Annotated in this window: 22 protein-coding genes; 3 read left to right on the top strand and 19 right to left on the bottom strand. The window is 56.7% G+C overall.

All coding sequences use genetic code 11. From position 1 onward, the window contains the following. Positions 1 to 19: 19 nt before the first annotated feature. The 15 genes from AC0V6L_RS12330 to pgi form a co-directional block, all read right to left on the bottom strand. A complete protein-coding gene (locus AC0V6L_RS12330; protein WP_486154507.1) occupies positions 20 to 442 on the bottom strand; it encodes a lysozyme inhibitor LprI family protein in 423 nt (140 codons plus the stop codon). Between the two features lie 6 nt (positions 443 to 448). Then, entirely contained in the window at positions 449 to 1,753 is a 1,305-nt protein-coding gene (locus tag AC0V6L_RS12325; RefSeq protein ID WP_486154506.1) for an O-acetylhomoserine aminocarboxypropyltransferase, read from the bottom strand. Between the two features lie 50 nt (positions 1,754 to 1,803). Next, the gene (gene bioB, locus AC0V6L_RS12320) at positions 1,804 to 2,814 is read right to left on the bottom strand and encodes a biotin synthase BioB (protein WP_486154505.1); all 1,011 of its coding nucleotides are present in this window, start codon (positions 2,812 to 2,814) and stop codon (positions 1,804 to 1,806) included. Next, positions 2,811 to 3,062, bottom strand: a complete 252-nt coding sequence (locus AC0V6L_RS12315; protein ID WP_486154504.1) for a hypothetical protein — start codon at positions 3,060 to 3,062, stop codon at positions 2,811 to 2,813. The genes bioB and AC0V6L_RS12315 overlap by 4 nt, the downstream gene beginning before the upstream one ends. Next, positions 3,059 to 5,224 carry a methylmalonyl-CoA mutase gene (gene scpA, locus AC0V6L_RS12310; RefSeq protein WP_486154503.1) on the bottom strand — a complete coding sequence of 722 codons (2,166 nt, stop codon included), beginning with the start codon at positions 5,222 to 5,224 and terminating at the stop codon, positions 3,059 to 3,061. Before scpA ends, AC0V6L_RS12315 begins: the two co-directional genes overlap by 4 nt. A gap of 46 nt (positions 5,225 to 5,270) precedes the next feature. After that, positions 5,271 to 6,059: an enoyl-CoA hydratase-related protein gene (locus tag AC0V6L_RS12305; RefSeq protein WP_486154502.1), complete on the bottom strand. Its 789-nt coding sequence runs from the start codon at positions 6,057 to 6,059 to the stop codon at positions 5,271 to 5,273. A 121-nt stretch (positions 6,060 to 6,180) separates the two neighbouring features. Further along, positions 6,181 to 6,615 (bottom strand): methylmalonyl-CoA epimerase, encoded by a 435-nt coding sequence (gene mce, locus AC0V6L_RS12300; RefSeq protein ID WP_486154501.1) that lies wholly within the window; start codon positions 6,613 to 6,615, stop codon positions 6,181 to 6,183. Between the two features lie 13 nt (positions 6,616 to 6,628). Further along, positions 6,629 to 6,928 (bottom strand): GIY-YIG nuclease family protein, encoded by a 300-nt coding sequence (locus AC0V6L_RS12295; RefSeq protein WP_486154500.1) that lies wholly within the window; start codon positions 6,926 to 6,928, stop codon positions 6,629 to 6,631. Between the two features lie 384 nt (positions 6,929 to 7,312). Further along, positions 7,313 to 8,845, bottom strand: a complete 1,533-nt coding sequence (locus AC0V6L_RS12290; RefSeq protein WP_486154499.1) for an acyl-CoA carboxylase subunit beta — start codon at positions 8,843 to 8,845, stop codon at positions 7,313 to 7,315. A gap of 107 nt (positions 8,846 to 8,952) precedes the next feature. Next, positions 8,953 to 10,308 (bottom strand): glutathione-disulfide reductase, encoded by a 1,356-nt coding sequence (gorA, locus tag AC0V6L_RS12285; protein ID WP_486154498.1) that lies wholly within the window; start codon positions 10,306 to 10,308, stop codon positions 8,953 to 8,955. Between the two features lie 99 nt (positions 10,309 to 10,407). Continuing rightward, positions 10,408 to 11,436, bottom strand: coding sequence for a hypothetical protein (locus tag AC0V6L_RS12280; protein ID WP_486154497.1), 1,029 nt, complete (start codon positions 11,434 to 11,436; stop codon positions 10,408 to 10,410). Between the two features lie 105 nt (positions 11,437 to 11,541). Next, positions 11,542 to 13,017, bottom strand: coding sequence for a DEAD/DEAH box helicase (locus tag AC0V6L_RS12275; protein ID WP_486154496.1), 1,476 nt, complete (start codon positions 13,015 to 13,017; stop codon positions 11,542 to 11,544). A 229-nt stretch (positions 13,018 to 13,246) separates the two neighbouring features. Further along, complete coding sequence (locus tag AC0V6L_RS12270; protein WP_486154495.1) at positions 13,247 to 13,654, bottom strand: hypothetical protein; 408 nt, start codon at positions 13,652 to 13,654, stop codon at positions 13,247 to 13,249. A 32-nt stretch (positions 13,655 to 13,686) separates the two neighbouring features. Beyond that, positions 13,687 to 14,349 carry a hypothetical protein gene (locus AC0V6L_RS12265; protein ID WP_486154494.1) on the bottom strand — a complete coding sequence of 221 codons (663 nt, stop codon included), beginning with the start codon at positions 14,347 to 14,349 and terminating at the stop codon, positions 13,687 to 13,689. A 339-nt stretch (positions 14,350 to 14,688) separates the two neighbouring features. After that, positions 14,689 to 16,221: a glucose-6-phosphate isomerase gene (pgi, locus tag AC0V6L_RS12260; RefSeq protein WP_486154493.1), complete on the bottom strand. Its 1,533-nt coding sequence runs from the start codon at positions 16,219 to 16,221 to the stop codon at positions 14,689 to 14,691. A gap of 50 nt (positions 16,222 to 16,271) precedes the next feature. On the opposite strand from pgi, the gene lepB reads away from it, so the two are divergent. From lepB to era, 3 genes are all read left to right on the top strand, one after another. Beyond that, entirely contained in the window at positions 16,272 to 17,162 is an 891-nt protein-coding gene (gene lepB, locus AC0V6L_RS12255; protein WP_486154491.1) for a signal peptidase I, read from the top strand. After that, positions 17,159 to 17,866, top strand: coding sequence for a ribonuclease III (gene rnc / locus AC0V6L_RS12250; protein WP_486151168.1), 708 nt, complete (start codon positions 17,159 to 17,161; stop codon positions 17,864 to 17,866). The genes lepB and rnc overlap by 4 nt, the downstream gene beginning before the upstream one ends. A gap of 109 nt (positions 17,867 to 17,975) precedes the next feature. Next, entirely contained in the window at positions 17,976 to 18,881 is a 906-nt protein-coding gene (era, locus tag AC0V6L_RS12245) for a GTPase Era (RefSeq protein ID WP_486154490.1), read from the top strand. 18 nt (positions 18,882 to 18,899) lie between these two features. Here era and AC0V6L_RS12240 read toward each other — a convergent pair whose 3' ends face one another. The 4 genes from AC0V6L_RS12240 to AC0V6L_RS12225 form a co-directional block, all read right to left on the bottom strand. After that, positions 18,900 to 19,772 (bottom strand): hypothetical protein, encoded by an 873-nt coding sequence (locus AC0V6L_RS12240; RefSeq protein WP_486154489.1) that lies wholly within the window; start codon positions 19,770 to 19,772, stop codon positions 18,900 to 18,902. Positions 19,773 to 19,837: 65 nt separating this feature from the next. Then, positions 19,838 to 20,020 carry a hypothetical protein gene (locus AC0V6L_RS12235; protein ID WP_486154488.1) on the bottom strand — a complete coding sequence of 61 codons (183 nt, stop codon included), beginning with the start codon at positions 20,018 to 20,020 and terminating at the stop codon, positions 19,838 to 19,840. Between the two features lie 5 nt (positions 20,021 to 20,025). After that, on the bottom strand, positions 20,026 to 22,611 hold the full coding sequence (gene topA / locus AC0V6L_RS12230; protein WP_486154487.1) for a type I DNA topoisomerase: 2,586 nt from the start codon (positions 22,609 to 22,611) through the stop codon (positions 20,026 to 20,028). 73 nt (positions 22,612 to 22,684) lie between these two features. After that, positions 22,685 to 23,374, bottom strand: a complete 690-nt coding sequence (locus AC0V6L_RS12225) for a hypothetical protein (protein ID WP_486154486.1) — start codon at positions 23,372 to 23,374, stop codon at positions 22,685 to 22,687. Positions 23,375 to 23,420 lie beyond the last annotated feature (46 nt).

The raw sequence follows: 23,420 nt of genomic DNA, 5'->3' as shown, positions 1-23,420 counted from the left end.
CTATCGGAATTGGGTGCATTCAAGCGGGACCGTCTGCCAGTTCTTTCAGCTGCGCTGTCCGCGCCTCGGTGAGAGCGGTTTTGCAAGTGGATACCAAAAGCGGCTCCAAGCTCCCCCCGCGCGCCGAATACCCTTCGACCCGGCAATGCGCATCGCGAAAATGCAACCATGCTCGCTGGGATTTCAGAAGACTTTCATCCCAGCCCATTCGCTCATCGCTATCTGGCGAAGTGTTTTCCTGCCACGATTTATCGCGCGCCTTCATCAGGGCCCGAACGATTTTCCATTGCTTGTTCAATTCAGCATCGGCGACCAGATAATCGCGGTGCGCACATATGTTCATTTCCTGCTGAATACCGCGATCCGCTGCTTCCTGATTGCACTCGGGCAAATACACATCGGCAGGCTGTATGAGCATCAACAGCAATTCAGCGATCATCATCGTCTCCTAAGCCAATTGTGCAAAGCCGGCTTCAAGATCGGCTTTAATATCGTCAATATGCTCAATCCCGACAGAAATGCGAACCACATCAGGGCCAGCGCCAGCCGCTTCCAGCTCATCGGCTGACAATTGCGAATGCGTGGTTGATGCCGGGTGGATAATCAGCGAGCGTGTATCGCCGATATTGGCCAAGTGGCTGAACAATTTCACGCTTGAGACCAGCTTTTTGCCAGCCTCATATCCGCCTTCAAGCCCAAAGGTGAACACCGCCCCGCCTTTGCCGCCAAGATATTTGTGCGCGCGTTCATGATAGGGATTGTCGGGCAGGCCTGCATAATTCACCCATGCGACCTGCGGCTGCTGCGTCAGCCATTCGGCCAATGCCTGCGCGTTTGCACAATGCCGCTCCATGCGAAGATGCAATGTCTCCATCCCCGTCAGCGCCAAAAACGCATTCATCGGAGCCATCGCAGGCCCAAGATCGCGCATGCCCAATACACGGCAGCCAATGATGAATGCGATCGGTCCAATAGGCTCCAAAGCATCGACCAGCACCGCGCCGTGATACGAACCATTTGGCTGGGTCAGCGAGGGGTATTTGTCGCCATGCGCTTTCCAGTCAAACTTACCGCTATCAACCAGCACGCCGCCAATTGCATTGCCATGGCCGTTCAGGAACTTGGTGGTCGAATGCACAACAATATCTGCGCCGTGTTCGATGGGACGGCACAAAGCGGGCGATGCCATGGTGTTGTCCACCATCAGCGGCACGCCGCCTTCATGCGCGACCTCGGCAATGGCAGAAATGTCGCTTACCACACCGCCAGGATTGGCGAGGCTTTCAATAAAGACAAGGCGCGTCTTGTCATCCATCGCAGCGCGCACTTCATCGAGATTGTCGGTATCGACGAAGCGGGCTTCCCAACCGAATTTTGTGATCGCCTCGCCCAGCTGGTTGAGTGATCCGCCATATAATTTCTTGGCCGCGACAATGTTGCAGCCCGCTTCCATCAAGGTGTGAAACGCGAGGAGCTGCGCCGCATGGCCCGATGCGCAGCCAAGCGCGCCCACGCCGCCTTCCAAAGCTGAGACCTTCTTTTCCAGCGCATCATTGGTGGGGTTCATGATCCGGCTGTAGATATTGCCGAACTCGGACAGCGAGAACAGATTGGCTGCATGTTCGGGGCTGTCGAACACATATGAGCTGGTCTGATAAATCGGTGTGATGCGCGCATTGGTGGTGGGATCAGGCGCGCACCCTGCATGCACGCTAAGCGTTTCCGGGCGGGTTTCGGGCGGCAGATCGGTCATGGCTGTTCCTTAGGTCAAATTTGTTGGTCGGCGGCGCTATGACCCCGCCATCACTCGGCCGGCTCGCTCACTTTGCACGCTCTCGCTGGTTCTTCGCCTTGCAGCGCTGTGAGGCCAAGCTTCGCAAACAGCGCTCCATCGCTGTCATCGCCTGCATTGGGCGCGGTTAGCAATTTGTCGCCGGTAAAGATCGAGTTTGCGCCTGCAAGAAAAGCCAAGGCTTGCGTCGCCTCAGACATGCTTTCGCGCCCGGCGGACAAGCGAACCATACTCATCGGCATCGTAATGCGAGCCACCGCAATGGTTCGCACAAATTCAATATCGTCGATCTTCGCAAGCGGGGTATCGGCCAGCATATCGCCCAGCACCGTGCCTTTCACCGGCACCAAAGCGTTCACCGGCACGCTTTCAGGATGTTCGGGCAAAGTCGCCAGAGTGTGGACAAAGCCGACCCTGTCCTCGCGCGTTTCGCCCATGCCGACGATCCCGCCACTGCACACATTGATGCCAGCACCGCGCACATGATCGAGCGTATCGAGGCGGCATTGGAAATCGCGCGTTGAAATCACCCGCTCATAATATTCCGGGCTGCTGTCGATATTGTGATTGTAATAATCGAGGCCCGCTTCGGCGAGCTGCTCGGCCTGGTGCGGCTCCAGCATGCCCAGCGTCATGCAAGTCTCAAGCCCCATGCCCGATACGCCTTTAACGATCTCGACAATCGCAGGCATATCGCGGTCTTTGGGATTGCGCCACGCAGCGCCCATGCAGAACCTTTGCGAGCCCGCATCCTTGGCCTCAGCCGCGCGTTGCAGAACGGCCTGCACATCCATCAGCTTGGTCGCCTCAACCCCGCTGTCCGCTTTCACGCTTTGCGAGCAATAGCCGCAATCTTCGGGGCAGCCGCCGGTTTTGATGCTGAGCAGAGTGCACAGTTGCACTTGATCAGGCGGATGGTTTTCGCGGTGGACGCTAGCGGCCTGAAATAGCACTTCTGTGAAAGGGAGGTTGAAGAGGTCCGCGATCTCTTCGCGGGTCCAGTCGGTGCGGATTTGGGTCATTCAAAGGTACTCTTTGTGCTTGCGATCTTCTCGATCCCTCTAAAAAGCCAGCGGCAAAAAAAGAATGAAATACCGGCGACGATTGCTAGGTTTAGAGCGAACCAAACCCAAGCGAATGGGCCATCTGTGTATGGACCTGGCAATTCCAATAACACCGCAAGAAAGGTGTTCAAGAACTCAACGGCATAGCCGACTGCAAAGAACAAAAAGGTCAGGATGGCCGTAGCTATAACGCGGAATCGTTTCACTCCGCCGCCTCATCAATCACGCTATCCCAAGGCGGCATATTGTGCCCCAGCAACGTCAGGATATCCGCCGCACATTCCACAACATTCGACCCCGGCCCATAAATCCCCTGCACGCCTGCTTCGCGCAAGAAGTCGTAATCCTGCGGCGGGATCACGCCGCCTGCGGTGACTTTGATATCCGCGCGCCCTGCTTCTTTGAGCAAACGGATGAGTTCAGGGATCAGCGTCTTGTGACCGGCGGCAAGGCTGGATGCGCCCACCACATCAACGTCTTTCTCCAGCGCCATCGCACACGCCTCTGGCGGGGTTTGGAACAGCGGGCCTGAGACGACTTCAAATCCCATATCCGCAAAGGCGCTCGCGATGACATTCGCGCCGCGATCATGACCGTCCTGACCCATTTTCGCGACCATAATCCGCGGTTTGCGGCCCAATCGCCGCTCCACCGCCGCCACGCCGTCCGTGACCTGCGCCCATCGCTGATCGAATTCGTAGGCGGTCTTGTAAACGCCCGAGACCGGCTTTGGCGTTGCATCATGGCGGCCAAACACCTCTTCCATCGCAGAGGATATCTCGCCCAGGGTTGCATCATGGCGCGCGGCTGCCACTGCCAGTTCGAGCACATTGCCGCCATCAGAGCAGCCCGCAGTCAAGGCCTCCAAAGCCTCACGGCAAGCGGCCTCGTCGCGGCCTTCGCGCACCTGCGCCAACCGCTTGATCTGGCCCTTGCGCACAGCGGCATTGTCAATATCGAGCGTTTCGATCTGCTCTTGCTCTGCCAACTTGTATTTGTTGACGCCGACAATAACCGTCTCGCCTTTGTCGATGCCGGTCTGCTTCTCTGCAGCAGCCCGCTCAATCGCCGCCTTGGGTGCTCCGGTCGCAACATAGGCTGTCATCCCGCCTGCTGCATCAACTTCGGCCATCATTGCCTCGGCTTCTTCAACCAAGGTCGCGGTCAGTGCCTCGATATAATGCGAACCGCCGAGCGGATCGACGACCTGCGTGATCCCGCTTTCCTCTTGCAGTACCAATTGCGTGTTGCGCGCGATGCGGGCGGAAAAATCGGTGGGAAGCGCAATGGCCTCATCCAGAGCGTTGGTGTGCAGCGACTGCGTGCCGCCAAGGGTCGCCGCCATCGCCTCAACCGTGGTTCGGATGACGTTGTTGTAAGGGTCTTGCTCTTGCAAGCTCACGCCCGAAGTCTGGCAATGCGTCCGCAGCATTTTGGAGCGTTCCTTTTGCGCGCCCAGCCCATCCATCGTGCGATACCATAAAGTCCGCGCTGCACGCAGTTTGGCAATCTCCATAAAGAAGTTCATGCCAATACCGAAAAAGAAGCTCAATCGCCCTGCAAACGCATCGATATCAAGCCCCGTCGCGCAGGCCCGCTCAACATATTCCTTGCCGTCCGCAATGGTGAAAGCGAGCTCTTGCACAGCCGTTGCGCCCGCTTCGTGCATGTGATAGCCGCTGATTGAAATACTGTTGAATTTCGGCATGTTGGCGGATGTATATGCGATAATGTCTGAGATAATCCGCATGCTGGGCTCGGGCGGATAGATATAGGTGTTGCGGACCATGAACTCTTTTAAGATATCGTTCTGGATCGTGCCGGAGAGCTTTTCTGCCGACACACCCTGCCGCTCGCCTGCAACAATGTAGAACGCCAGAACCGGGATCACTGCGCCGTTCATGGTCATCGAAACCGACATGGTATCAAGCGGGATCTGATCGAACAGGATCTCCATATCCGCAACCGTATCAATCGCGACGCCCGCTTTACCAACGTCGCCGGTTACGCGTTCATGATCGCTGTCATAACCGCGATGCGTCGCCAGATCGAACGCGACGCTGAGCCCTTTTTGACCTGCCGCCAGATTGCGGCGGTAAAAAGCGTTCGATTCTTCCGCCGTTGAAAAACCCGCATATTGCCGGATCGTCCACGGGCGGCCTGCATACATGCTCGCCTTTACCCCGCGCGTAAACGGCGCAAAACCGGGCAAGCCGGGGTCAAAACCAGCGTGATCTTCGCCCGTATAAAGCGGCTTTACCGTAAAGCCTTCGGGCGTTTGCGTCGAAAGATCGCGGCCTTTCGCTTCCTTGTCGGCAAGAGCTTTCCAATCAGCAGGAGTCGGCGGAGAGTTATTCGTATCGGTCATCAAAAAGCCATTAGCACAAAGACACAAGGACGAAAGTTGTCCGGACTTATTGCCCCTTAAATTCAGCCTTACGTTTTTGCAGGAAAGCCATGCCGCCTTCCATCGCATCAGCGCTTGCGCCCGCTATGCGCTGGCCTTCTGCTTCGGTGACGAACACTTCCTGCACGCTGCTGTCGAGCGCGACGTTCAGCTGCTTCTTCATCGTTTTGAGCGCAAGCGTCGGCCCATTGGCGAGCTTTTCGCCCAAGGCTCGCGCTTCATCCATCAGGCTGCCTGCGTCAACCGCCTTGTAGATAAGGCCCCAATCCTCAGCCTGCTGCGCACCGATTTTCTCGCCCAGCATCATCATTTGCGTGGCGCGCGCGCGGCCAATGGCGCGGGCAAGCAGCCATGTCGATCCGCCATCGGGCACCAGGCCGATATTGACGAACGCCTGGAGGAAATAGGCTTTTTCCGAAGCGATCGTGAAATCCGCCGCGAGCGCAAGGCTGCACCCAACGCCCGCCGCCGGGCCGTTGACTGCGCAGATCACCGGCACTTCGGCACGCAGAACCTGGCTAATGGCGGGATTGTAGTGATTTTGGAGAGCCTTGTGACTGCCGCCTTTGCTGGTGAGCGCTGAAGCTTCTCCGCGTGCAGCAAGATCCGCACCAGAGCAAAACCCCTTGCCCTCGCCCGTGATAAGCACGGCGCGCGCATCGCCAAGATCGTAAAACGCCTCGCCAATCTCATCGGCCATTTGCGGCGGCATCGCATTCAGCCGATCAGGACGGTTGAGGGTGATGATCTTGAGCGGGCCTTCGGTTTCAACCTTGATGGTTTCGTATTCTGACATGGTGGTAATCCTTCCCGTTCTCCCTGAGCCTGTCGAAGGGCCGTTCTTCCTTCTGGCGCGGGGATTAAGAAAAGTGCGGGACTTCGACAAGCTCAGCCCGAACGGCTCTCAATGTGGTGCTTTAGTGATCGCCCTTGGGCGTTTCCATGATCTCGGTAAGCATGCCCTGCATATCCTTGGGATGCACGAAAAAGATAGGTGTCCCATGCGCGCCAATACGGTTGGGGCCAAGGACGCGTTTGCCTTGTGCTTCAAACTCCGCGCGTGCGGCATCAATATCGGGCACTTCGAAGCAGAGGTGATGCTGCCCACCGGATGGGTTCTTGGCGAGGAAACCGCTGACCGCTGTCTGGTCATTCAATGGCTGAATCAGCTCCATTTGCGTCCCGTCCATGCCGGAATCGGTCGGCGTGTTCACAAACATAATGTTGAGGCCATCTTGCGGGACATGCGCTTCTTCAAAGCTGGTCGCACCCATGACATTGCGCCAATGCACGAGCGCTGCGTCTATGTCGGGCACAACGATGCCGATGTGATTTAGGCGGCCTAGTTTCATTTGATCCTCATCGTCATTGCGCAATATCCTCAAACAGATCGCGCCAAGTTGGGTTTTCGGCTTCGATCAATTTCAATTCCGCTTTCCGATTGCCAGCTTTGATCTGTTTTTCACGCTGGATGGCGCTTTCCATTGTGTCTTGGCGTTCAAACCAAACGAGCGACTTGCAGCGGTATTTCTCGGAGAAGCCATCAACCGAGCCCTGCCGGTGTCGCCACACTCGTTTCGGCACATCCGATGTGACGCCAGTGTAAAGCGTCCCATTGCGCGCAATGGCCATGATGTAGACGCCAGGAAGCTTCTCAACCGTCATTGCGAGGAGCCGAAGGCGAAGTTGCCATCGAAAGAACTCGTCATTGCGAGGAGCGAAGCGACGCGGCAATCCAGAGCGTATTGCAAACCGCTCTGGATTGCTTCGCCCGGCTCTAGACCGGGGTCGCAATGACGATTGGAGCGGCCAAGTTTCATGATTGCACCAATCTAAAGATGATCAAAAGAGCCCCGAATATCGACATCAACCCATAAAGGAGAGTGCAAAACCAATATTCCGATGGGCTTGTCTCTTTTCTAGCAAGCTGGAGGCCATTTGAACGGCTTAGCTTTGCATACCTTCTAGTCCAAACGTGGTGGAGGGTTGCCCCACCGAAAATCGCGGTAAAAAGGGCTAGTTGCCATGCCTCGGTTGATGGAAACTCACTCACAACGGAATATTGTCGTGCTTCTTCCAAGGGTTCTCGAGCTGCTTCGTCCGCAGCTTCCGTAGCCCCAGAGCAATCCGCCGCCTCGTTGAGTGCGGGTGGATCACCTCGTCGATATATCCCCGCTGCGCTGCCACAAACGGATTGGCAAAGCGGTCCTCATATTCCTTGGTTTTCTCGGCGATCTTTTCTGCATCGCCGCGGTCTTGCCTGAAAATAATCTCCACCGCGCCTTTTGCGCCCATCACCGCAATTTCAGCCGTCGGCCAGGCGTAGTTTAAGTCTCCGCGCAGGTGCTTACTCGCCATCACATCATACGCGCCGCCATAGGCCTTGCGGGTAATGACGGTGATCTTGGGCACGGTCGCCTCGGCATATGCGAAGAGCAGTTTCGCGCCGTGTTTGATGATGCCGCCCAATTCCTGCGCGGTGCCGGGTAGGAAGCCGGGGACATCGACAAACGTCACAATCGGGATCTCAAACGCATCGCAAAACCGCACAAAGCGCGCCGCTTTCTTTGATGAATTGATATCGAGCACTCCGGCAAGCACCATAGGCTGGTTCGCGACTACGCCCACTGTGCGCCCTTCAACGCGGCCAAAACCGCAGATGATGTTCGCGGCATGGCCCGGTTGAATTTCGAAAAACTCGCCTTCGTCCAAGGTCTTCGCAATCACCTCATGCATATCATAAGGCTGGTTGGCATTGTCCGGGATCAGCGTGTCGAGGCTTTTGTCCTCGCGGTCCCACGGATCATTGGTGGGCAGCTCGGGCGCGGTTTCGCGGTTCGACAGGGGCAGATAATTGAAGAACTCGCGCGTCGCCATCAGCGTTTCGATGTCGTTTTCAAAGGCGCAATCAGCGACCGAGGTTTTGGTCGAATGGGTGACCGCCCCGCCCAGCTCTTCCTGCGTAACAACTTCGTTGGTGACCGTTTTCACCACATCCGGGCCGGTGACGAACATATAGCTGGAATCCTTCACCATAAAGATGAAGTCCGTCATGGCAGGCGAATACACCGCCCCACCCGCGCATGGTCCCATGATGAGGCTGATCTGCGGGACGACGCCGCTGGCGAGCACATTTTTCTGAAACACCTCAGCATATCCGCCCAGCGATGCCACGCCTTCCTGAATACGCGCCCCGCCAGAATCGTTAAGGCCGATAACGGGCGCGCCGACTTTCATCGCCGTTTCCATCACTTTACAGATTTTCTCCGCATGGCGTTTGGACAAAGAGCCCCCAAACACGGTGAAGTCCTGAGAGAACACATAAACGAGCCGGCCATTGATCGTGCCCGATCCGGTGACGACGCCGTCGCCCGGTATCTTTTGTGTTTCCATGCCGAAATCGACGCAGTCATGTTCGACATAAGTGTCGACCTCTTCAAAGCTGCCTTCGTCCAGCAAAACCTCCAGCCGTTCACGCGCAGTCAGTTTGCCTTTCGCGTGCTGTGCGGCAATGCGTTTTTCGCCCCCTCCCAGCTTTGCAGCGTCCCGGCGGCGTTCCATTTCAGCGATATTGGCGGACAAGCGGCTTCCCCTGATGGTTATCTGATTGGCTGCAAACCGTTGCCGCAGCCTCCGCCCGGGGTCAATCATGCAAAAGTGATGGGTTTGCGAGATTCGCCGCCCAGCGGCTATTTCAGCAGCACCAATTCTTCGGCCATTGTCGGATGAATTGCAGTGGTCGCATCAAAATCCGCTTTGGTCAGCCCCGCTTTCACGGCGACGGCAGCGGCCTGCATAATCTCTGGCGATTCAGGCCCGATCATATGCACGCCCAAGATCTTTCCATCCGCAGCATTGGTGACCATCTTGTAGAGCCCGCGTTCATTGCGGCCTGCCACCACATTTTTCATCGGACGGAAATCGGATTGGTAGACAGCGATATTGCCAAATGTGTTGCGCGCCTCGCCTTCGGTTAGGCCAACCGAAGCAATTGGGGGATGGCTGAAAACTGCGCTGGGAATGCAGGAATGGTCGACCGCATAGGGCTCTCCTTTGCCAAAGACGCTATCGGCAAAAGCCTGTCCTTCGCGGATGGCGACAGGGGTCAGCTGCACTCTGTCGGTCACATCGCCGACGGCATAGATGTAATCGACATTGGTCTGGCTGTAGGCATCAACTTTGATCTCACCCTTTTTGCCCAGCTCCACGCCAACCGTTTCAAGCCCCAGCCCGCCCGTATTGGGGACGCGCCCGGTGGCAATCATCACCTGGTCAAACTCGCGCGGGTCGTGGCCGGTCATCTTGACCAGAAGAGAGCCATCCTCCTGTTTTTCGACCCATTCAAATTCGACGTTGAAGCAAAATTCGATCCCCTTCACCAAACTGATCTGAAGCAGCCGGTCACGCAGCGTTTCGTCATAGCCGCGAAGGATGACATCAGACCGGTTGGCAATTGTCACTTTGCTTCCAAATTCGTTGAAAATTCCGGCAAATTCATTGGCGATATAGCCGCCGCCCGCGATCAAAACGCGATCCGGTATTGCATCGAGATGAAACGCCTCGTTGGACGTGATTGTGTGCTCATTGCCGGGAAAATCAGGTTTGTGCGGTGTGGCACCTGTTGCGACCAGTATGTATTTTGCGGTGACCACCTTGCCGCTGGCCAAAGTAATCTCATGATCGCCGCTGATCACCGCTCGTTCGCGAAAAACGGTGACATTGTTGTTGTCGAGCGTTTCACCGTATAGCCCTTCGAGCCGGTCGATGTCCTTTTGAACATGATCGCGCAGCCGCACCCAATCAAAGCTTTTGCCTTCAATGTTCCAGCCGAATTGTTTTGCATCTTCCAAATCTTCGGCAAAATGCGCACCGTATACGAGCATCTTTTTGGGCACGCAGCCGCGGATCACACAGGTGCCGCCCACGCGGTATTCCTCTGCCGCGGCAACCCGTGCGCCGTGCGCTGCGGCGATGCGGCTGGCCCGGACACCGCCGGACCCTATGCCGATGGTGAAAAGATCAAAATCATATTGCGTATCGGGCATAGCGGGGATCGCTCCTGTTGAATGTCAGGGGCGATATGGAGCGCGCCAGCTATCTTGCCAAGCGCCTTGGCCGGTCACATTGCTTTTGCCTGTGAAAGCTTAGCTTTCCAGCAGCGGCGCATTATCACGCAGCAATTCATACGAACCGCCATCATGATGGGTGAACAGATCATCGCTGGTGATCCCGGTCTTGCGCTTCATCAGGCGGGCGATGGCGGCGCGTTGTTCCTCGACCGTGCCGGCAAAGGATACCAGCACTTCGGGATCGTGATCCATCGGCGCGCCAAAGATCATCGCGAGTTTGAGCGGGTCAAAATCAAATCCCAGCATGGCGAGGCGTTTGCCCTGCTCCATTTCCGCTTTCATATAGCTGGAAAACTGGCGATTGGCGCTGCGCTTGCCATAGGTGAAGATGCCTCTGGTAAGATCGGCATAATCGTCCGGTTCCACCTGCCCCCAATCGGCAATTGGCTTGTCATCCTGTTGCCACGGCAATTGCCCGGCTGTGCCAAAGGGATGCACGATCCTGACATGCAGATCGACCAGTGCGCGCGCTTCATCAATGTCCATGCCGAACGCGATGGCGACCACCCATGGCAGATAGTTTTCGATTGCGCGGTCATAGGTGAAAGCGATGATCGACAATTTGTAAAAGCAGTTCTCCGCCTCACGCCGCGGCGCGCCTGTCACGATCATCTGAGCCAGCTTAAACAGCCAGTTTTCCGTACCGCGCAAAGGCATTTCGCCCGCATTGCGCGGCTCGCGCGCCAAGGTGGACTTCGATTCCGCCTGAAGCGTGTAGTAAACAATCCCGACTTTACCCGCGATGCCGACCAACGGATCATCGGACAATTGCTCCATAATCGATTCAATCGACGGGGTGATAAACGCCGCAGCGCGAATTTTGCGAGCAGCTTTCATCAGCTCATCCGCGCTCGTATCAAAGCGCGGAGCGATGCTTTCGAAAATGTGCGCAAGGTTAACCAGATCGCGACTTTGCACATCCGAGCCAAGCCGATCAAAATCATAGCCCGCCGCGATCCTGTCGAGCAGTTCCGGCCCATCGGGCATTTCAATTTCGCGGTTCGCGCCCGCGCCGATCACCAGCGTCGTTTCGGTTCTGAACATGGCGGGTCGCGGGCTCCTTGTAAGGCGGGATTACTGCTCACAAGGCTCCTACGCGCAATAGGGTTAATATGGCTTTAGCTTACAGCACGATTGAAGGCCCCAATCTTAGGCGCCGCCGCGCCGCTGCCCGCCGCCCGAATTGCCGCCAGAACCGCCGCCCGAACCACCGCCCGGCCGCCGGTTACGGCGTCTGCGTGGCGGCGCGCCTGCGCGCCCTTCGCCCCCGCCCGCGCGATCATTCCGGCCATCAGAGCCCGATTGCGGTCTGCCTTTGCGCGAAGGATGCTTTGCCTTGGGTTTGGAGGAAGATTTACCGCCGCCGGAATGGCCGCCACCTGATTGGCCCGAGGCACGCGGTTTGATCCGTTTTTTCGATACCCGCGTCGCCCCGCGCGGTGCAGGCTTTGTCGGCCCCACCCCTTCGACAACAGCGCGGAAATTCTCCGGCAGATCAAGCCGTTCCATCTGCGCATCGGTGACTTTCTGGATATCCTTCAGATAGGCGCGTTCATCCTCTGCACAAAAGGCAATCGCAATCCCATCACGCCCGGCGCGCGCGGTGCGGCCAATGCGGTGGACATATTGTTCGGGTACATTGGGAAGCTCATAATTGATAACGTGCGAAACACCCGGAATATCAATCCCGCGTGCAGCCACATCGGTCGCCACCAAAATCAGGCATTTGCCGGAGCGAAATTCATCGAGCGCACGCTGTCTTTGACCTTGCGATTTGTTGCCGTGAATGGCTTCGGATTTGATGCCCGACTGGCGCAGCTTTTTCACCACGCGGTCTGCGCCGTGCTTTGTGCGGGTGAAGATAAGCACCCGTTCCTGTTCGCCGGGCACTTTGTGGCGGCGCGACAGGATCATATCGAGCAGCGATTGCTTTTCGTTCTGCTGCACCATGAACAGATATTGCTCAACCCGTTCTGCCGTGCTCGATTCCGGCGTAACCGAAACGCGCACCGGATTGTGGCAAAACCCGCTGACCAATTCCTTGATCTGCTTGGGCATGGTCGCGCTGAAAAACAGCGTCTGGCGTTCTTTGGGTACCAATTGGCTGATTTTGCGCAAGGCATGGATAAAGCCGAGATCAAGCATCTGATCCGCTTCATCCAGCACCAGCACTTCGACGCCGGACAAATTGAACGCCTTTTGATCGATCAGATCGAGCAGCCGTCCCGGCGTCGCCACCAGAATATCAGTGCCCCGGTGCAGCTTGTTGCGGTCCTTGTTCACCGATGTGCCGCCGACAATCGACTGCACTTTAAGACCCGCCATCGCGCCATAATCCTTGGCGCTGGTGGCGATTTGAGTGGCCAATTCGCGCGTTGGGGCAAGCACCAGCATCCGGCAGCTTTTAAACGGGATGCGGTTATCCGCTTCTCGCAGCCGGTCGATGCTGGGCAGCATAAATGCCGCCGTCTTGCCAGTGCCGGTCTGCGCAATGCCGAGCAGATCGCGTCCTTCAAGAACGGGCGGGATCGCCTGGGTTTGGATGGGGGTAGGCTCTGAATAGCCTTTAAGGTCCAGCGCGCTCAAAACGGGCTGGGACAGACCAAGCTGGTCAAATGTTGTCATTATTTACTCACAAGATATCGGGCGCGCGCGCATCATCGGCGCGGCGTCGCGGGGGTCAAAACCGCCCGCGTGAAAAGGGAAGTCTAAAAGGGGTTCCGAACGAAACGATGCCGGGGCAGGCCAATCTTTATGGCCGCCGCTTCACGCAGACAAATGCGTTTCGATTGGCGTGCAGATGGGCGCTTGGATGCGAAATGTCAAAGGTTTAGCTTAAAACCCTGCGGCATTCTCACAAATCGCGAGCATTGGACCCGCCACCGGGATGGAAAAACATCCTGAAATCGATTGAGGCAGAATATTGCCCCTCCACCGGGTTGCCAGCATCATTGCGCGCGGGTTCAAATGTATGATGTTTAAGCAGCGGCCTGCACAGCGCAATCTTGATATATTTGCGCCGAAATTCGCGGCTGATCGCGCAATCCGTGGGCTTACCCGCAGCATCAACCGTCAAAGTGTAATGCAAAACCTGCGACAGCATTCCCACACGCGATGCTTCTGCTGCGAGTTGATTAATGCCATCAAACGCAATCAAACGCGGCGGTGATGACTGATTGGTTTCAGCCTGCGCTGGAAAGGCCAAAAACGCTGCCAAACCAATAAATCCGGCTCCGAATTTTGTGCAAGCGTGGATGGCCATGTGCCGAACCTCGAAGCCTCCCTTTCAGACGCTTACTTGCCCTGTTTTTCGCGCATGTCGAGGTAGACAAGCCGCGATGTGTATTGCCCTTCGACCGGCTGATCAGTGCTCGCATCGCGGGCTGGTTCAAAATGGTGGTGTTTGCTCAAGACTTCGCACAGTTTCTGATTGACGTAAGCACGCCGGAATTTCTCGGTAAGTTCGCAAGACGTGGCCTTGCCCTGCGCATCGACAGTGATCTGAAATTCCACCGCCGGACGCCAAACTCGCAAGCGGCGAGAGACATCAAGGAACCTTTTATCACCATCAAAGGAAACAAGCCGCGGTTTCGATGCATCGCCCGCAGGCTGCAAAGCAGTGGGGGCGATGTCAGCGGCAAGCAGGCTCACGACAAATTGCCGCTGCGCTTCTTGATAGGCTGCCCCGCCCGCAAACTGTCCGACATCAACGAATTGCAAGCGGTATTCGGTCGGGTTGGCCGGGCTCTGCGCCCCGATGGATTGCAGCAGGTTGGCAATAACAGCGCGCTCACTCGCCTGAAAATCTGCTCCGCCCTGAAACTCTTCAAGCTCAACCACTTCGAGCGCAATTTCAGGCTGCGTCGACGGCTGGGCCGAAGGCTGGGCTGCGGCAGTGGATGCCACCGAAAAAAGAGCCACTGCTGCAAGCGAAAGCGATCCGAAACGGTTGGACATGCGACCTCAAAATAAACGGGGTGAACAAGAACTTAAGGCGCGCACCATACGCACAAATCGGCACAGTGCAAATTGGACTCAAACACTGCGCTGCAGCGCAACATGGCGATATGCAACACCGATAGCGCGTAATTATCTGTCGCAATCGCGTAAATTTACCATATCTGCCGGATTCTGCAAACATTTCGCGGGGCGCATAAACTTACCCCGGTTTCCGGTCCGCAATGCTTAACGCGCGCATTGGCAGCAAACTGTGGCGTCTCTACAACGCTGCAGTTGAATTTGACCTGAACTTTGCCGCTCAGTGAATTGTTAAATAAAGGTAAGAGTGAATTTGCCTCAACTTAATCCAGCCGCTTCCATCAGCGCCGCTGTGCTTGGGTCAAAGCTGCCTTCGCCTGCATCCAATTGCTTGGCGATGGCTTTGCCCAGCTCGACGCCGAATTGATCGAATGGATTGATCTGCATGAGCACTGCATTGGCAAAGGTCCGGTGTTCATGAAACGCAATGAGCGCGCCAAGCGTCGCTGCATCCAGATCATCGACAAGGAACATCGTAGATGGCCTGTCGCCCGAATAAGCACGCGCAGCGTCACCGGAGGGTTTGCCCGCCATCAGCGCCGCGCCTTGCGCCAGACAATTCATCAGCAAAGCCTTGTGATGCGCAGGATCGAGCATATCGCCCGGCGCAATGCTGGCGATGAAGTCCACCGGGATCAGCACTGTTCCTTGGTGCAGCAATTGGAACACCGCGTGCTGCGCATCGGTCCCCACCCCGCCCCATGTGACAGGCGCAGTGGGTGCGGGCACCGGCTCGCCTGAATGCATCACGCTTTTGCCATTCGATTCCATTTCCAATTGCTGGAGGTAATCGGGAAACAGCGTCAGCCGTTCGTCATAAGCAAACACCGCGCGGCTTTGGCATCCGCGCAGGCGGGTGTAATATTGGTCTGCAAATGCCGCCAACAAGGGCAGGTTACCGCGTCCACTGGTGTCGCGGAAATGCTCATCAATGACTTTCGCACCCGCCAGCATTGCACGAAAATCGTCCATCCCCGCGCCCAAGGCAACCGGAAAGCCGATCGAGGACCACAGCGAATATCTCCCGCCCACGCTTTCAGGGAAAGGCAGGATGCGCGTTTCATCAACGCCCCATTCCACCGCGCCTTCGGGGTTTGCCGTCAGCGCGATCACACGCCCGCCCGGATCATCCACGCCATTGTCTGCCAGCCATTTCAGCGCGCTGGCGGCATTGGTCATGGTTTCGGTGGTGGTGAAGGTTTTGGAAGCGACCGCAATCATCGTCGTCGCCGGATCGCATTTGGCAAAGGCCTGTTCCAGCGCAAGCCCATCAATGTTCGAAACAATATGGCAATCCACCAGCGCCAGATCGCGTGTCAGCGCGTCCACCGCCAAAGCCGGGCCAAGCGCCGATCCGCCGATCCCGATATGGATAAGGTGCTTTACCTCGCCAAAAGCCCCTTCGTGGATGGCTTTGACCAGAATGCCCATCCGATCGACCAGCGCGGCAGCCTCTTCAACTTCCGCCTCTGGCCCTGTCCCGCGCAAGGCGGCGTGGCTGGCTGAGCGGCCTTCTGTCGGATTAACGATCCCGCCTGTGAACAGCGCTTTTCGCATACCGTCAAAATCGCACGCCTGTGCCATGGCCTCAAACGCATCAAGCGCGGCTTCGTCCAGGTGCGTTTTGGAAAAATCAACGAGGATCCCCACCTCGCCCAATTCGCCGCAAGACCCCTCAATCCGGTGGCTCAGCTTCCGCGCGCGCCCCTCATCGGCGGCGAACAGATCGGCCAAAGTGGCGGGTTTGAGATTGCGTAGTGCTTCCCAGGCGGACGAGATTGGATCGGTCATTGGGCAAATCCCCTTTGCGCGTTTCAATAGCGCGCCTAAGGGTGGATGCGATGGATGTTAAGACCCAATCTGCACAACTGCCCATTTCAGGCGATGGTCATAGCGGCGGCCAGGGCAGCGCTATGGCCGATCCCGCAAACCCCGCAAACGAAGAGGACGCGCCGGAAAGCTGGTTCAGCTTTGCCAGGTTCCTGTTCAAACTTGTGCTTGCCGTGCTGATTTTCCGCAGTTTCGTGTTTGCCCCCTTCTCCATCCCGTCTGAAAGCATGCTGCCAAGGCTGTGGAATGGCGATTATCTGCTCGCAGCCAAATGGCCTTACGGCTTTACCAGCAATTCGCTGCCGTTTTCCGCGCCGCTGATCCCTGGCCGCGTGCTTGCCGGCGCCCCGGAACGCGGCGACTTGGTGATTTTCAAGCATCCGGTGGACGGGCAGGATTATGTGAAACGCGTCATCGCCCTGCCCGGAGACACCATCGCGGTTGCTGGCGGGCAATTGGTGCTGAACGGCGAATTGGTCCCGCGCATCCAAATCGATGATTTTGAGATCCCGCTTTCTGAAAACACCAGCTGCGCATGGGGCGGCGATGAAGTGCGCTTGGACAGCGGCGAAATTGTATGCCGCTATCGCCGTTTTCGTGAGACGCTGCCGGGCGGGCGCGAATATGATGTGCTCGATTTCGGCCTTAAGCCCTCACACGATACGTTTACGGAAAAGCCCGTGCCCGAAGGCGCGATGTTCGTGATGGGCGACAATCGCGATTATTCGCAAGACAGCCGGTTTGAAGCCATGGCAGGCGATGGCGTGGGCATGGTCGATCAGGACTTGCTGGTTGGCCGGGCAAGCGTGCTGATGTGGTCCACCGATGGCAGCGCGGAATGGATCAAACCGTGGACTTGGTTCACCGCCGCCCGTTGGAACCGGATCGGGGATGCATTGTGAGCGCGCCTGCCGCCTCTCTTGCCCCCGAAACACGCGCATGGCTGGCCGCGCAGAATTTCCCGGTCAGCGATGAAAGCAAATGGTTAGAAGCGCTGACCCATGGCAGCTTTAACGGCGGCAGCGGCGCTGGTAGCTTGCACGAACCGGACTACCAGCGGCTTGAATTTCTGGGCGACCGCGTGCTGGGGCTTTCGGTGGCAGAATGGCTTTACGGCGCGGGCAATTTTCCCGAAGGCAAATTATCGCAGCGCCTCAACGCTCTCGTCAGCGGGGCAACTTGCGCTCGGATAGCGCGGCGCATCGGATTGCCCGATCACATCCGCCTTGGCAAACAAGCGCGCGAGGATGGCGGGGCGGATAGCGACAACATTCTGGGCGATGTGATGGAGGCGCTGATCGGGGCGTGCTTTATCGAAAACGGCTTTGATGTGACCCGCGATCTTGTCCACCTGTTGTGGGAAGCGGAATTTTCTGGCGATGCGGGCAAATCCAAACATCCCAAAAGCGCGCTTCAGGAATGGGCCGCGGGAAACAAGCGCTCCATGCCCAATTACGAAGTGATCGAGCGCACCGGGCCGGATCACAATGCCAGCTTTACCGTTGAGGTATCGATCAACAATGTCGGCAGCGCAAAAGGCGTTGCCGGCAGCAAAGGCGAAGCTGAAAAGCGCGCCGCACAAAGCTTTTTGGAGGAATTTGGGTGAACACCCCATCGTTAACACAACTTCGAAATCGCCAGGTTTCGCAAGACCGACCGGTTATCCGCAGCCGCTCCGCAGCTATGCCGCGAGAACGCGGCGAGGAGCTCACGCAATGACCGGGCAAAAATGCGGCGTTGTCGCCGTCATCGGTGCGCCCAATGCAGGCAAATCGACATTGGTGAACCAGCTTGTGGGCCAAAAGGTCGCGATCACGTCTGCCAAGGCGCAGACAACCCGCGCGCGGATGCTGGGCATTGCTCTGCACGAAGCTGGCGATGCCGCGACCCAGATGATCCTGGTGGACACTCCCGGCATATTCTCGCCCAAGCGCAAGCTTGACCGGGCAATGGTGTCGGCCGCGTGGGATTCCACCGCGCAGGCTGATGCTGTGCTGCTGATTGTCGATCCGATCAAACAGCGCCGCCACGAATTGGTGCCGCTGGTCGAAGCATTGGCCAAACGGCCCGAGCGCAAGATCCTGGTCCTCAACAAAGTCGATAAGGCGAAGAAAGAACCGCTGCTCGCGCTCGCACAGGAATTGGGCGGGCAAGTGGAATTTGCCGAGATTTTCTTCGTGTCCGCACTAACAGGCGACGGAGTGGCGGAGATGAAAGACGCGCTCGCAGCAATGATGCCTGAGGGGCCGTGGCATTATCCCGAAGATCAGGTTTCCGACGCGTCAGAGCGCCTGCTGGCCGCCGAAATCACTCGCGAACAGCTTTATGCCCAATTGCACGAGGAACTCCCCTATGACGCCGCCGTGCGCCCGGAAAGCTACGACGTGCGCAAGGACGGCAGCGTCGAAGTGCGCCAACAAATCGTGATCGCAAAGCCCAGCCAGAAACCCATCGTTCTTGGCAAAGGCGGCTCGAAGATCAAAGCCATCGGCGAAGCGGCGCGAGCTGAGTTGGCGGAGATTTTGGGATTGAAAGTGCACCTGTTTCTGCATGTGAAAGTGAGCGAGAAATGGGACGAGGATAAAGAGATTTACGAGGAAATTGGGCTGGATTTTGGGTGATGATGCTGAATTCTAAAACTAGGTTTTTCTCACTCTTGCACGAGTCCGAGTCAGAGGATCGCGAAGCGATTGAAATCTAAGGTCTCGGCCTCCACTGGAATTTGACCAACGGAAAACCATTGTCGGTTGCAATAGACGATGACCATCGGTCGACCTTTTTGAACCTTCAATCAGTTGGGGCAGCTCTTTAGACATTTGAAACGACCACTGATTCAGATCAAGAGTTAGTGCATAAAAACAGCGAGTTAAGTTGATTGACATATGCTTTTTAGCATTCAACGTTATATTATCTATCGGTCCAATGACGCTGTCACTGAGGTGGTCTGGTATCTTTCCCTTGGTGGGCCCCTTCAATAACCCCCAAGAAATTAGTGTTATAAATGCAAAGTCGCTCTTCTGAGATGGCGGTCTCAAGCAGGGGTTTGTCTGATAACTAAGCCAGCCTGTAAGCGGCGCCCAATTTTTTGCCGAAGACGCATTCTGCAAGTTCTCGGGTAGGTGGTCCAAAAAATTTCTGAGCTTTTGAATATTCTTGCCTACCTGCTTGGTCTCTTCTGCTAATTCGAAGGGAACACCGCAATTGGCAGTTCTCGACAACCGAAGTAAAAAATCCATTGAGTCGAGCAAGCCCCAGGCAGCACAAAAAGCTTCGCGAACCACCAGTTTGTCCGTCACAAAACCCCCATCCGGCGAGGTATTTTGGTCCAATAACCCTTCTAACTTTGAATAGTGTTGATAAGCTCCAGACGCTGCGAAGATGATGGCTTCGATCTGGATGGCAGTTCTTTGATCCATCTTGGCTTGCAATAGATCAAGCATGCCAATTAGCCCTGCTTCATAAAATTCCTTCAATAGGGCGCGGTTTTCATTGGCCAGATCGACGCTGATCATTGCTAGCTAATCTCCAACATTTGAACTGACGACTTTCACGATCAACAAGCAATAGCACTCGCCTCTCACCGCTTCTTCGCGATCTTAATTTTCTGCTGTTTCGCGAAAGTCTTGGTGGAATCCTCGCTCCGGCCCAGCGCTTTGGCGATTTGTTTCAGCCCCTGCCCTTTGGACGCGAGCAGCTTTAAACGCCCCGCTTCTTCTGCGTTCCACGGTTGCTTGTGGCGTTCAAAGCGTTCCTTGCCCATTCCGGCTATTCTGCGGCTTTCTTGGCCGGAGCCTTTTTCTTCGCTGGCGCCTTCTTCTTGGCCGCTGGCTTTTTCGCTGCCGCTTTCTTCTTGGGCGCGGCCTTTTTGCGCTTCTTCTTCGCCGGACCTTTCGCGGCGCGCGCATCGATCAATTCGATGGCCTGAGCGGCCTCGATATCCTCTGGTTTCACGTCCTTGGGCAAAGTCGCATTGGTCGTGCCATCGGTGACATACGGGCCATAGCGGCCCTCCATCACTTTCATCTCGCCGCCCGATGTGGGGTGTTCGCCCAAAGTCTTGATTGGCTCACGCGCAGCCCCTCGCCCGCCGCCTTTGCGATTTGCAGCTTCGGCCAGCAGGACGACCGCCTGGTTCATGCCCGTTTCAAACACGTCTCGCGTTGAGGTGAGTTTGGCGTATTTGCCATCGTGGCGCAGATAGGGGCCATAGCGGCCAATCGCAGCCTCGATTTCCTTCGCCGTTTCAGGATGCGCACCGATAATACGCGGCAGATCGAGCAGTTTAACCGCCCATTCCAGATCAAAATCATCGAGGTCTTTGGGGATGGAGGCGCGCTTTTTCTTCTCTTCGTGCTCCATCTCCACATAGGGGCCAAAGCGGCCCGATTTGCGGTGGATCTCTGCGCCTGTTTCCGGGTGCGTGCCCATAAGGCCGTCCTGGCTGCCATCATCCCCGTCGCCGCCCGGCTGGGCAAAACGGCGGGTGAATTTGCATTCGGGATAATTCTGACACGCGATAAACGCACCAAACCGCCCGCCGCGCAGGGACAAACGGCCGCCTTCGCGCCCCTCTGTTTCGCAGAGGGGGCAGTGGCGCGCATCCTTGCCATCTTCGCGCGGGGGGAAGAGGTAATCGGAAAGATATTCATCAAGGACTTCGGTGACTTCGCTGGGAAGTTTCTCCATCACCTCTTCGGTTTTGGGTTTGAAATCGGCCCAGAATTTGGACAGCAATTCCTTGTAATCCTCGCGCCCGTCAGAAACCGTGTCGAGCTCATCCTCCATGCCTGCGGTGAAATCATAGGCGACATAAGTGGGGAAGAACCGCTCAAGGAACGCTGTTAATAATCGCCCGGAATCCTCTGCAAAAAAACGGTTTTTCTCCATCCGCACATAATCACGATCGCGCAGGGTCTGGATGGTTGAGGCATAAGTTGATGGCCGGCCAATGCCCAATTCCTCAAGCCGTTTAACCAGCGAAGCTTCGGAAAAACGCGGCGGCGGCTGGGTGAAATGCTGGTTGGCCTCAACACCCTTTTTCGCCGGGCTGTCGCCTTTATCCATTGCGGGGAGCAGGCCATCATCATCATCGTCGGACTTATCGTCGAAGCCCTCTTGATAGACCGCGAAAAACCCAGGAAATTTGATCACCTGACCCGTGGCGCGCAATTCGTGCTGGCCGGTGGCATCGCGCAAAGTGATCGTGGTGCGCTCCAATTGCGCGGCGGCCATCTGGCTTGCCATGGCGCGCTTGAAAATCAGCGAATACAGCTTCGCCTCATCGCCTGCCCCTGCTTTATCGCGCGCAAAATTGGTGGGCCGGATCGCTTCGTGCGCTTCCTGTGCGTTTTTCGCTTTGGTTGAATAGAAGCGCGGTTTTTCAGGCAAATAGGCGCTGTCATAGCGCGATCCGATTTCCCCGCGCACAGCCGCAATGGCGCTGCCATCCATCTGCACACCGTCTGTCCGCATGTAAGTGATCGCGCCCGCCTCATACAAGGACTGCGCGCACCGCATGGTGTGGCTGGCGGAAAAGCCGAGCTTGCGGGCGGCTTCCTGCTGCATGGTCGATGTGGTGAACGGAGGCGATGGATTGCGTTTGAGCGGCTTGGTCTCCACCGCTTCAACCGTAAATCTCCCGGCTTCAACGGCGGCTTTCGCCTCGTTCGCGGTGCCTTCAGCGCCGAGCGAGAGCTTCTCCAACTTCTCGCCTTTAAATTTGACCAGCCGCGCGTCAAATTCGGTGCCGTCCTGCTCCAACTTGGCCAGAACCGACCAGTATTCATCGGGCTTGAACGCCTCGATCTCGCGTTCTCGTTCGACAATCAGACGCAGCGCAACCGATTGCACCCGGCCTGCCGATTTTGCGCCGGGCAGTTTGCGCCACAATACAGGCGAGAGGGTAAAGCCGAACAGATAATCAAGCGCTCGGCGGCCCAGATAGGCATCAATCAGCGGCTGATCGAGTTCGCGCGGGGCAGCCATCGCGTCGGTCACCGCCTTTTTGGTGATCGAGTTAAATGTCACCCGGTCCACATCCTTGGGCAGAGCTTTGCGCTTTTTCAAAAGCTCCTGCACATGCCAGCTGATCGCTTCGCCTTCGCGGTCAGGGTCGGTTGCGAGGACCAGCCGGGTCGCGCCCTTGGCCGCATCGGCGATTTCCTTGAACCGTTTCTGCTTGTCCCGGTAGAGCTCCCAATCCATCGCGAAATCTTCATCGGGCCGGACGCTGCCATCTTTGGGCGGCAGATCGCGGACATGACCATAGCTGGCGAGGACTTTGAAATCCTTGCCCAGATATTGTTCGATGGTCTTGGCCTTGGCGGGCGATTCAACGATGACAAGCTGCATGAGAGGTCTGAAATTTCCTTACACGTGTACGTGTGCGCGAGAGTGGGGCCCGGTTTGAAGGCGCGTCAATAGCCTATTCGAAAATCGCGACAAGGCTTTCTGCCGGATCTTTGAGCGCTCTATAAGAAGTTACAGATAGGCCCATCAGCATCACCGGCAAGGCATGGAAGGCTAGCGAGCTGAAAGCGCTGGTAATCGTAGAACGCGAAAATCCGGCAAGCCCGCCGACAACAGCCTCAAACCCGCCAGACACAGTGCCAAGCACCGCGATCAGCGCAAGCCAGATGAACCAGATGATCGTGAATGTCAGCGCGATAGCCGCCAGATTGCCCTCGCTTGCGCGCCAGCTTGCGCCGATGGCTTCGAACAGATTGAGCTCCTCTGCCACCAGAAATGTCGGCGCCATAATCCATTTGGCACCCAGCAGGATCGCGGGGATCACGAGGAAGAACATCGAGAAATAGAGCGCAATGCCGAGCAGCACGCCCATAAACAGAAAACTGAAAACCTTGAACCTGTCATCAAAGGTGATTTGCGCCGCGCCAAGCAATTCGCGGTAAAGGTAATATTGCCCTGCGAAATAGGCGATAAACAGCGGGATCGACAACAAAGAGCCAAACGCAGAACTGACCGATGCGACAAGGCTGGCGATGAAGAAAAAGCCGAAATACATCGCCAAAGGGCGCTTGATCCCGGCAAGCTCGCGAAACGTACCGTTGATCAATTCGCCCGTTGTAACCTGGCGGTTTTGGTTGGTTGCCATGGGATCTCGTTTAAATTGCGTGCTTTAGGGCTTACGGCGAATATCC

This window comes from Erythrobacter sp. JB1-15 (assembly GCF_057365035.1).
This window is presented reverse-complemented; position numbering and strand designations above follow the sequence as displayed.

Excerpts from the sequence above, each read along its gene's own strand:
- AC0V6L_RS12225 (WP_486154486.1), bottom strand. The coding sequence starts at position 23,374 with ATGGCAACCAACCAAAACCGCCAGGTTACAACGGGCGAATTGATCAAC.
- pgi (WP_486154493.1), bottom strand. The coding sequence starts at position 16,221 with ATGACCGATCCAATCTCGTCCGCCTGGGAAGCACTACGCAATCTCAAA.
- mce (WP_486154501.1), bottom strand. The coding sequence starts at position 6,615 with ATGAAACTAGGCCGCCTAAATCACATCGGCATCGTTGTGCCCGACATA.
- AC0V6L_RS12265 (WP_486154494.1), bottom strand. The coding sequence starts at position 14,349 with ATGTCCAACCGTTTCGGATCGCTTTCGCTTGCAGCAGTGGCTCTTTTT.
- AC0V6L_RS12280 (WP_486154497.1), bottom strand. The coding sequence starts at position 11,436 with ATGTTCAGAACCGAAACGACGCTGGTGATCGGCGCGGGCGCGAACCGC.
- lepB (WP_486154491.1), top strand. The coding sequence starts at position 16,272 with ATGGATGTTAAGACCCAATCTGCACAACTGCCCATTTCAGGCGATGGT.
- AC0V6L_RS12235 (WP_486154488.1), bottom strand. The coding sequence starts at position 20,020 with ATGGGCAAGGAACGCTTTGAACGCCACAAGCAACCGTGGAACGCAGAA.
- topA (WP_486154487.1), bottom strand. The coding sequence starts at position 22,611 with ATGCAGCTTGTCATCGTTGAATCGCCCGCCAAGGCCAAGACCATCGAA.
- AC0V6L_RS12325 (WP_486154506.1), bottom strand. The coding sequence starts at position 1,753 with ATGACCGATCTGCCGCCCGAAACCCGCCCGGAAACGCTTAGCGTGCAT.
- era (WP_486154490.1), top strand. The coding sequence starts at position 17,976 with ATGACCGGGCAAAAATGCGGCGTTGTCGCCGTCATCGGTGCGCCCAAT.
- scpA (WP_486154503.1), bottom strand. The coding sequence starts at position 5,224 with ATGACCGATACGAATAACTCTCCGCCGACTCCTGCTGATTGGAAAGCT.
- AC0V6L_RS12275 (WP_486154496.1), bottom strand. The coding sequence starts at position 13,017 with ATGACAACATTTGACCAGCTTGGTCTGTCCCAGCCCGTTTTGAGCGCG.
- AC0V6L_RS12270 (WP_486154495.1), bottom strand. The coding sequence starts at position 13,654 with ATGGCCATCCACGCTTGCACAAAATTCGGAGCCGGATTTATTGGTTTG.
- gorA (WP_486154498.1), bottom strand. The coding sequence starts at position 10,308 with ATGCCCGATACGCAATATGATTTTGATCTTTTCACCATCGGCATAGGG.
- AC0V6L_RS12305 (WP_486154502.1), bottom strand. The coding sequence starts at position 6,059 with ATGTCAGAATACGAAACCATCAAGGTTGAAACCGAAGGCCCGCTCAAG.
- bioB (WP_486154505.1), bottom strand. The coding sequence starts at position 2,814 with ATGACCCAAATCCGCACCGACTGGACCCGCGAAGAGATCGCGGACCTC.
- AC0V6L_RS12330 (WP_486154507.1), bottom strand. The coding sequence starts at position 442 with ATGATGATCGCTGAATTGCTGTTGATGCTCATACAGCCTGCCGATGTG.
- AC0V6L_RS12240 (WP_486154489.1), bottom strand. The coding sequence starts at position 19,772 with ATGATCAGCGTCGATCTGGCCAATGAAAACCGCGCCCTATTGAAGGAA.
- AC0V6L_RS12295 (WP_486154500.1), bottom strand. The coding sequence starts at position 6,928 with ATGACGGTTGAGAAGCTTCCTGGCGTCTACATCATGGCCATTGCGCGC.